At 61.5% G+C, this 8,138-nt stretch carries 5 protein-coding genes and 1 tRNA gene; 5 read left to right on the forward strand and 1 reads right to left on the reverse strand.

From position 1 onward, the window contains the following. The 5 genes from EN932_RS22875 to EN932_RS22895 form a co-directional block, all read left to right on the forward strand. The coding region (locus EN932_RS22875; RefSeq protein WP_164890579.1) for a class I SAM-dependent methyltransferase at positions 1-510 on the forward strand (510 nt) is incomplete at its 5' end. 10 nt (positions 511-520) lie between these two features. Next, positions 521-955 carry a GtrA family protein gene (locus EN932_RS22880; RefSeq protein ID WP_245492110.1) on the forward strand — a complete coding sequence of 145 codons (435 nt, stop codon included), beginning with the start codon at positions 521-523 and terminating at the stop codon, positions 953-955. Positions 956-995: 40 nt separating this feature from the next. Further along, positions 996-2,477, forward strand: coding sequence for a hypothetical protein (locus EN932_RS22885; RefSeq protein WP_127368327.1), 1,482 nt, complete (start codon positions 996-998; stop codon positions 2,475-2,477). Positions 2,478-2,673: 196 nt separating this feature from the next. Beyond that, positions 2,674-4,587, forward strand: a complete 1,914-nt coding sequence (locus EN932_RS22890) for an acyltransferase family protein (RefSeq protein ID WP_127384511.1) — start codon at positions 2,674-2,676, stop codon at positions 4,585-4,587. 81 nt (positions 4,588-4,668) lie between these two features. Then, positions 4,669-4,742, forward strand: a tRNA-Gly gene (locus EN932_RS22895). 170 nt (positions 4,743-4,912) lie between these two features. On the opposite strand, the gene EN932_RS22900 is transcribed toward EN932_RS22895, so the two are convergent. After that, complete coding sequence (locus EN932_RS22900; RefSeq protein ID WP_164890580.1) at positions 4,913-8,014, reverse strand: helicase-related protein; 3,102 nt, start codon at positions 8,012-8,014, stop codon at positions 4,913-4,915. Positions 8,015-8,138 lie beyond the last annotated feature (124 nt).

The raw sequence follows: 8,138 nt of genomic DNA on the forward strand, positions 1-8,138 counted from the left end.
GGCCATATGCGCAACGCGTTTCCCGACGCGGAGATCACCTTGCTCGATCCTTCGCGGGAATCGCTCGACATCGCCAGCAAGCGCTTTCCCGGCCAGGCCGCCTTCACGCATTTCGACGGCAAGACAATTCCCTTTGCCGACGGCAGCTTCGACCTGGCCTTCGCGGCCTGCGTCTTCCACCATATCCCCGAGAACCTGCAGATCGGACTGTTCGCCGAGATCGGCAGGGTGCTGGCCTATGGCGGCAGCTTCTTCGTCTTCGAACACAATCCTTGGAACCCGCTGACCACGCACGCGGTGAGGAACTGTGCCTTCGACGAAAACGCGGTTTTGATAAATTCGCGCGAGATGCGCGGGCGCATGGCCGAGGCGGGCCTTGCCAATACGAGGATCGTCTACCGGATTTTCTTTCCTCGGATGCTTGCGAGACTGAGGCCGTTCGAGCGCTTCCTCACCAAGGTACCTGTCGGAGCCCAATATTTTGCGCATGTGGTCAAGCCTGCCGTTTGACTTCCCGAGGATGCTGCGATTTGGCGCCGTCGGTCTGTTGAACACGGCGCTGGGATACGCGGTCATTCTGGCCGGGCTTGCGCTGGGTCTGGGCGACATCCTTGCCAACGCCACGGGCTATGCCGCCGGCCTTGTCCTCGGCTTCTTCCTCAACCGCCAATGGACCTTCAGCAGAGCCGATGGCTTCCAGCCCGGGACCGCGCTGCGCTATGGGGGTGTCTTTCTGGTCGCCTACAGCATCAATCTGGCCGTCGTAATCGCCGCCCGTTCAGCAGGCATCGTCGAAAACCCGCTGGTCCACCTCGCGGGAATCTGCGTCTATTCGGTTGTTTTCTATCTTGGCTCGGCTCGCTTCGTGTTTGTGGGGCGTGGGGACGACAGCACCGACCGCACAGTTCGGGTGGCCGACAAGCCTCGGCGGCAGCCCGCCAATCCAACACCTTGAACACCCAACTGTCACCGGAACCGATTAGAGGCGGCGCAGCATGAACGACGCTCAGGCCAGTGCGGCGGCCGCGACATACAACGAGCGGAGCAGGCTGATCTTCTGCCTGCTCGCGGCCTTGGCGATGGCGGGTGCGTTGGGTGCCCAGGCAGGCGCCACCCTGCAGGATCCCGACAGCTGGTGGCAAGTGAAGGTCGGTCTGGATTTCCTGACTAACCGGACATTTCCGACCGTCGATCCCTATTCCTACACGTTTGCCGGCCAGCCCTGGATTGCCAAGGAATGGCTGGGGCAGGTCCTGCTGGCTCTTGCCTACCGGGCGGGCGGCTGGAACGGGGTCGTCACCGCGATCATCGCCTCGATCTCCCTGACGGTTTTCCTGATGGGGTGGTTTCTCAGCGCATGGCTGAAGCCGATCCTGGCGATTACACTGGCGTTCGCGGCGGTGTTCCTGATCAACCCGATCTTCACGGCGCGTCCGCATGTCTTCACCTTCCCGATCATCGTCATCTGGACAGCGGTCCTCTTCGGTGCGGCAAGGGAAGAACGGGCGCCGCCCTGGTGGCTGCTTGTGCTGGTCGTATTATGGGCGAACCTGCACGCCACCTTCACCTTGAGCTTCGTCATCGCGGCTTTCGCCGGTCTCGATCTGCTGGCGCGCACGGGCCTGTCGAAACCGTCCCTGCTGGCGAAGTGGATCGCGTTCGGCCTGCTTTGCCCGCTGGTGAGCCTGATCCACCCCTATGGCGTCCAGGCCATCCTCGCGACGCTCGCCGTGGCCTACGGCAATGAGGCGGTGTCGCTGATCATGGAATGGAAACCGTTCAATCCGCCGGACAGCCCTGTCCAGGAAGTGGCGATGCTGCTCGGACTTTTCGGGCTTCTGGTGTCCCGGTTGCGAATTGGCTGGGCCAAGGCGTTGTTCGTCGTCTTCACCCTGCATGTCTATCTCGCCCATGTGCGTTTCATGTATCTGTTCTTCCTGTTGGTCCCCTTGGTGATCGCGGTCGAAGTCGCACAGCAATATCCCTCGCTTTCAGCCACCGCATGGCTGGCCGAAAAGCGCGACGGGCTGGAGAGATTCTTAGCCAGACGGTTCTACGCCATCTGCGGCACGGCAGCCGTTCTGCTGATCGGCGCGGTCGCCGTGCTCGGCAGCGCCTATCAGGTCACGCCGAGCCCGAAGACGTCGGCCAGCGGGGCGCTGGCATTCGCCGAAAGCCATCATCTGTCCGGTAATGTGCTGAATTCCTACAATTTCGGCGGCACGCTGATTTTCCACGGGTTCAAGACCTATATCGACGGACGGACGGACCAGCTGTTCCTGGGCGGCTTCACAAAGAGCGACAACGACACCGGACGCGGAGACGGCAAGCCGCTCCTCGAAGCCCGCCTGAAGAAATACGCAATAGATTGGGCGCTGCTGTCGGCCGACGACAGCCGGATTCCCTTCTTCGACCAGTTGGGCTGGAAACGGGCCTACTCGGACGATTACGCGGTAATCTATCTGCCCGGCGCCTGATCCTGTGCGTTCCTGGCGGATTTCGCGACAGCCAATATATGCCTTGACACCCATGTTGCAGCGCAGCAAAATTGCTGCCTGAGGGTAAGCCTGTGAGATCGACGAGCCGGGATTTTCAGCACGACCGAAGGCATCGCCGCATGAGCGTGTCGGGTGCGGCCGCACGGATCATGGTGGTCGCGCGCGAGCCGGCCGGATGAACTACCGGCGCGACATCGACGGCCTGCGGGCCGTTGCGGTGCTGCCCGTCGTGCTCTTCCATTTCGGCGTGTCCGCCATTCCTGGCGGCTTCACCGGTGTCGACATCTTCTTCGTCATATCGGGCTATCTGATCAGCGGCAGCCTGCTCGATGATCTTGAGCGGGGCCAGTTCTCGATCGGCCGCTTCTACTGGCGCCGCGCCCGGCGCATCCTGCCGGCGCTGACCTTCGTCATCCTGCTCGCGAGCATTGCCGCCTGGTTCATCCTTCTGCCTTCGGATCTCCACGAATTCAGCCTTAGCGTGATCGCCGCCTCGACCTTCTGGTCGAATATCTATTTCTGGAGAACGATGAACTATTTCTCCATCGACGCAGAACTGCGGCCGCTCCTGCACACATGGTCGCTTTCGGTGGAAGAGCAGTATTATATCTTCGCGCCGATCCTGCTTTATCTGATCCACCGATACGTCTCGAAGCGCTGGCTGACGGTACTTCTGCCGATGGCCGTCGGCAGCTTTGCCCTGGCAGTCATAGCAACCTCGCTGGCACCGACGGCAGGCTTCTATCTCTTGCCGACGCGCATATGGGAGCTGGCGCTGGGCGCCATGCTGATGTTGCGGAAGCCTCCGGTCCCAGCCGGTCGGCTGGCGGTGGAACTGATCGGCCTCGCCGGCTTTGCCCTGATTGCGTTTGGCTTTGTGATGATTTCGGACAGCGATCCGTTTCCCGGCTACAATGCCCTATTCCCCTGCATCGGAACAGCACTGCTGATCTATGCTGGCCAGGATAACGCCGACAGGCCGGCACCTGTCGCCACTCGCGTGCTTCGGTTGGCGCCGCTGGTCTGGGTCGGCCTGATTTCCTATTCGCTTTACCTCGTCCATTGGCCGATCAACTCGTTCGTCCATTATCTCTCGCTGAAGACCGTCGGTGTGCCAACGATTGTCGCGATGACGGTGGCCAGTTTCGCCTTGGCGGCATTCTCCTGGAAATATGTCGAGCAGCCCTTCCGCCAGAAACGAGCCTATACCGCACCGCTGCCTATCTTCGCTTTTTCGGCGACGGCCATCGCGCTGCTGTGCGCCGGTGGTTTGGCCGGTGCACTGGGCAACGGTTTCCCGCAACGGTTCCCGGACTTCTCGACCGAACGTATCCGGGTCGGCGACTGGCGCAACGGCATCTGCTTCAACGAAAACGGGACCCGCATCGAAGACTGGAATCTCGCCGACTGCACCCGTACAACGGGCTTTGCCACCGATGTGCTGCTGTGGGGCGATTCTTTCGCTGCCCATTATGTATCGGGACTTGAGCCCAACGCCCAGAAAATCCAGGCCAATGTCATCCAATACACCTATGCCGGCTGTCCGCCCGACCTGACCTATTTTTCCTATGCTCGGCCCGCCTGCACCCGCTTCAACGAACGGGCCTTGTCGATCATTCGCGACGCAAACATCCAGGCGGTGATCCTGAGCGGCCGATGGACCGACTACCAGGCCAGGGGCTTCGCCGGCCTGCAGAAGACGATCGACCGGCTTCGCGAGATGGGGGTCAAGGTCTATACCGTCGGCCAGTCTCCGGAATTCATCGCCGACGTCCAGAAGATCGCTTTCTTGGTGAAGCGGGAGCATGCCGGAACCACATCCTGGCCTATGGCTATGGATCCGGGCATCAACGCACGGGTTCTGCCGTTCACCAAAGGGGCCGATTTCATAGATCCGCTGACGTATCTGTGCGACTCGGCCGGTTGTTCATACGCCGACGCCAAGACCAATGAATTTCTCTACTTCGACTATGGCCACTTCTCTTCCGCCGGCGCGACGCTGGCCATCTCGAAATACTGGCCAAGTTTCGCCACCAGCGACAAGGCCGCGAAGGCAAACCGGCAATTCACGGCCGCAGGCGCGCCGTGATCCGCAGCACGACGGCGTCGTGCCGAAACGGACCGCTTTGCGATTGCCCGAAGGCCAACCCTCATGCTAACGAGGGCGCACGCGGGTATGATGTAATGGTAGCTTGTCAGCTTCCCAAGCTGAACGCGAGGGTTCGATTCCCTCTACCCGCTCCAGTATTGTCGGACGACACAGAAGTCTGGACAGCGCCAGAGGAGTTTGGACCTACTTCGGTATGCCGCCATAGGGCGAACGCTGACTTGCAGCAGCCTGTGCGTCCGATCCTTGTTGCGTGACCGCCAAGCTCAGGCATCTGGTCACCGGTGTCACCGCAAGTTCATGATGCTCAGGGCGTCTGCGGTGAACGAAGTCTTGCTTGCTCAATGGCCTTTACCGGGCGTCGGGCTACGTCGAAGGTGTCGACGAACCAAACCTCGTCCGCTCCCACGGACCGTACGGTCTCGGCGAGCGGACCTGTCGCCACAGAGTCGGCATCTAGCCGCCAAAACGGATGCACAAGCACGAAAGCCTCTCGACCGCGGCCATTGGGTTTGAAGAGCACGGGTAGAGCTAGCGGACCGTGACGCTCCACCGTGCGATTGTCAGGATCCAGGCGACGAATCTCTTCCGCCGCTTCCGCCGCCAGCCGATGCCAGTCGGCGAGCTCCGGACTGTCATCCCACCGGCCGTCGAGCCCCGCGCGCCAATCCGACTGAAGCAGCCCTCGAAGGAACCCGATACCAAGGCGCCAGTCTAACAGACCATGCCAACCACGGTTATTGTACCGTTGCAAGCATCTATAGCAGGACCTCGCGCATGCCCGAGGATGATCGTCTTGGAAAAACGGGCGTACCAGCCGATCTTCCACGTTGTTAACAAGGGACTCCACTAGGCTAGCGACCATGGGCCGGCCCTCCGCGGTCGAGGCAATGCGCCGGCAAAAGCCGGCGCCGTTAACAAGGTAGTCAGCGATCTGCAACAAGGGTCGCCCGTCGCGCAGTCTTGGTTCGAGCGCCTCGAACTCCTCGGGGCCGAGATCCAATTCCAACGCCGCTCTCTGGACTAGCAATTGGGTGGCCGATATAGCGGCCGCGCGCACGCTGGTGGCGTATGGCTCACGTGTGCCGACGCGGTCGAAAGCAAGCCCCGGTGGCACATCCTCCATGAGCAGGTACAGAGAATCGGTCTTCTTGCGGGACATTAGCCGCACTGTGCTCGCCTCGAGCACCGCACCGGCCGCGTCGGTGGCGCGCTGCCACCGATTTGGATCAGCCGACTCATCGAGTAAGATGGCTTGGCCAGGCACCCGTGACACCCACGCCGCCGGACTTTCTTGAACCTTGAGGTTCTTCTGGATCACCTCGCCGACGACGAATCCCTCCGGTCCGTTCTCTCCGATCGGACCGCGGTTACGCCGTATTATGCGAGCTCCCGCTCCGGTCGCGAAAGCGAAGTTGGCGCCCGCCACTGTCGTGGTCTCTATTGCCTCGATTTCGCTAGACGTCTCTCGCCAGACGGTCTGCCCCGCCTCCTCATCTTGATCCACCGGGGTCGGCTGGAAGGAAGTCCGGAATGCTGCAGGCAGGTGGTAGAGCTCGAAGGCGTCCGGGGGAACGTCGTTCTGGCAGTCGCCGCAAGGGAGAGCTTGGAACACTCGCTGGTCGGACGTGTTCGTGGCGCTGCAAACCGGACAGGAGGCAATCCACGAGCTGTCGCTCCACCAAATCGCAGACGCCGAGGTCATTATCATGGCCCGGCCTTGGGTTCCCACTTGAATGCGGCCGAGAGCCGGAGTGAAGCCTATGACGGTGTGCTTGCGCTTATCGCGCACGAGGGATCGCCCAGGCGCAAATTCGTAAATGGCAAGGTCCATCTCTCGGTCAATCGTGTCCCAATCCGGCTCGCCAAGATCATTGGGCTCAGTACCGACGTAGAGATCTCGCACCCGTGTCGGCATGCCGTACATCGGCAGCAATCCCTGCTCGGCCAGGAAGCTCGACAGATTACTTGCCGTGGTTCCGCCGAGTTCCGCGAGCGCCGCAATCTCGTCCATCAGCCGGTCCACCGTGGCGGCTGAGAGTAGAGCCTCTTCACGGCCCGGGACTCCCCAGCCTAGCGCCCTCGCGAAGGTGCGACGCGCGTCGTCCGTAGCTCGTAGGGCGTCGGCCAGTTCGTCGCCCCAACCTGCGTGCTCGTCATAGAACGTGGGGCAGAGCATGAACTCGCCATGAACCTCGGGCCTAGCATCGTCTCCGGGCCAATTAATACTGTGGGCGTCCCGTAGCCTGGCGAATGCGGCGGTTAGCCAAACTTTCCTGAGCAGCCGAAGCGGAATGGCCAAGTGATCAGTGGTCAGGAATGGCGGCGGCGGCGCATCGCCCGTGATCGCCGCCGGATGGGCGAAGTAGTGGAGATCATGACTCCGACTCCGACAAAGCGTGGCAACTAGGGAGAAGGCTTGGCCGCGTCGACCGGCCCGCCCGACCCGCTGTTGGTAATTGAACCGCTGAGGCGGCATGTTGGCCTGGTAGACCGCCTGCAGCGTCCCGATGTCGATCCCGACCTCCATGGTGGTGGTGACAGACAGCATGTCAATCTCCTTGGCTTTGCGGTCCAAGGCGGCGTCGTAATTACCGGCTCCTTCGACGAATATACCGCGAAATCGGCGAAGGCGCTCCGCCGGCGAACGCGTCTGCCCCGTCAACTCCTCACATCTTAGCCGGAACGCGCCATAACCATCGTGCGTGCTTCGCTCAACCCTCTTTGCCAGAACATTACGCGCGCGCAGTTCCGCTACGGGCCCTTTGGGGCCGCTTGGCAACGGTTCTTGGCATCGCGTGCAGACACCGGTGCCACGGTGCAAGTGGGCGCGTGAGCAATTTTCACATTCCGTGTAGGGATGATCCGGACCGACCAGTCGAATCCGCAAGCGATCGGGCTCTATGAAGCCATTCACATGGCCGAGCGCTGACAGGCGTGAGAGCACGTCGTCCAATTCGGTGTGCGCGTGGCCCGGTACACTGGCAGCTGCGAAATCCCGAACTCGGCGAGCGCCTACTGCGTGGGCATCTGGCCAATCTTTTCGACGGTCGTTTCTCTCCACCCACTTGTTGCCCAGGACTCGATAGGCATCGGCGAACACCCGCAGGTAGGCATCCAGACGGTCGGCACCGTTTTCCTGCCGGGGGAAAAGGGTCGGGTAGCCCAGTCCAGTTTCCTCCAGAGCAAAATAGGTCTTCGCAAAAAGCACGTCGTCCACGAGCGGGCGCTGGTCACGGGCGACGGCCAAGCGGGCTTCGGCGATCGCGAGTTGGTCCCCTTGAGATATCCAGTCGACCCGCTCGGCGGTCTCTCGAAATAGTTCCTGCCATTCGAACTGCGACGACTGCTGGCCTGAGGGGACGTTGGAAGGAATTTTCGAGATCCCGATTTCGTCGGTCGGGTGCATGCCTAGGTCAACCATCCGGGAGAGCAAGGGACTTGCTTGGATGCTAGCCGGTGCCCCGGCCCGAGGAGCCGTTTCCACTACAGAGGATAGGGGAATACGGTCAGAATCGCCGCGTGCGCGGGTC

The organism is Mesorhizobium sp. M7A.F.Ca.US.002.01.1.1, assembly GCF_004022955.1.
GTDB classification, from domain to species: domain Bacteria; phylum Pseudomonadota; class Alphaproteobacteria; order Rhizobiales; family Rhizobiaceae; genus Mesorhizobium; species Mesorhizobium ciceri.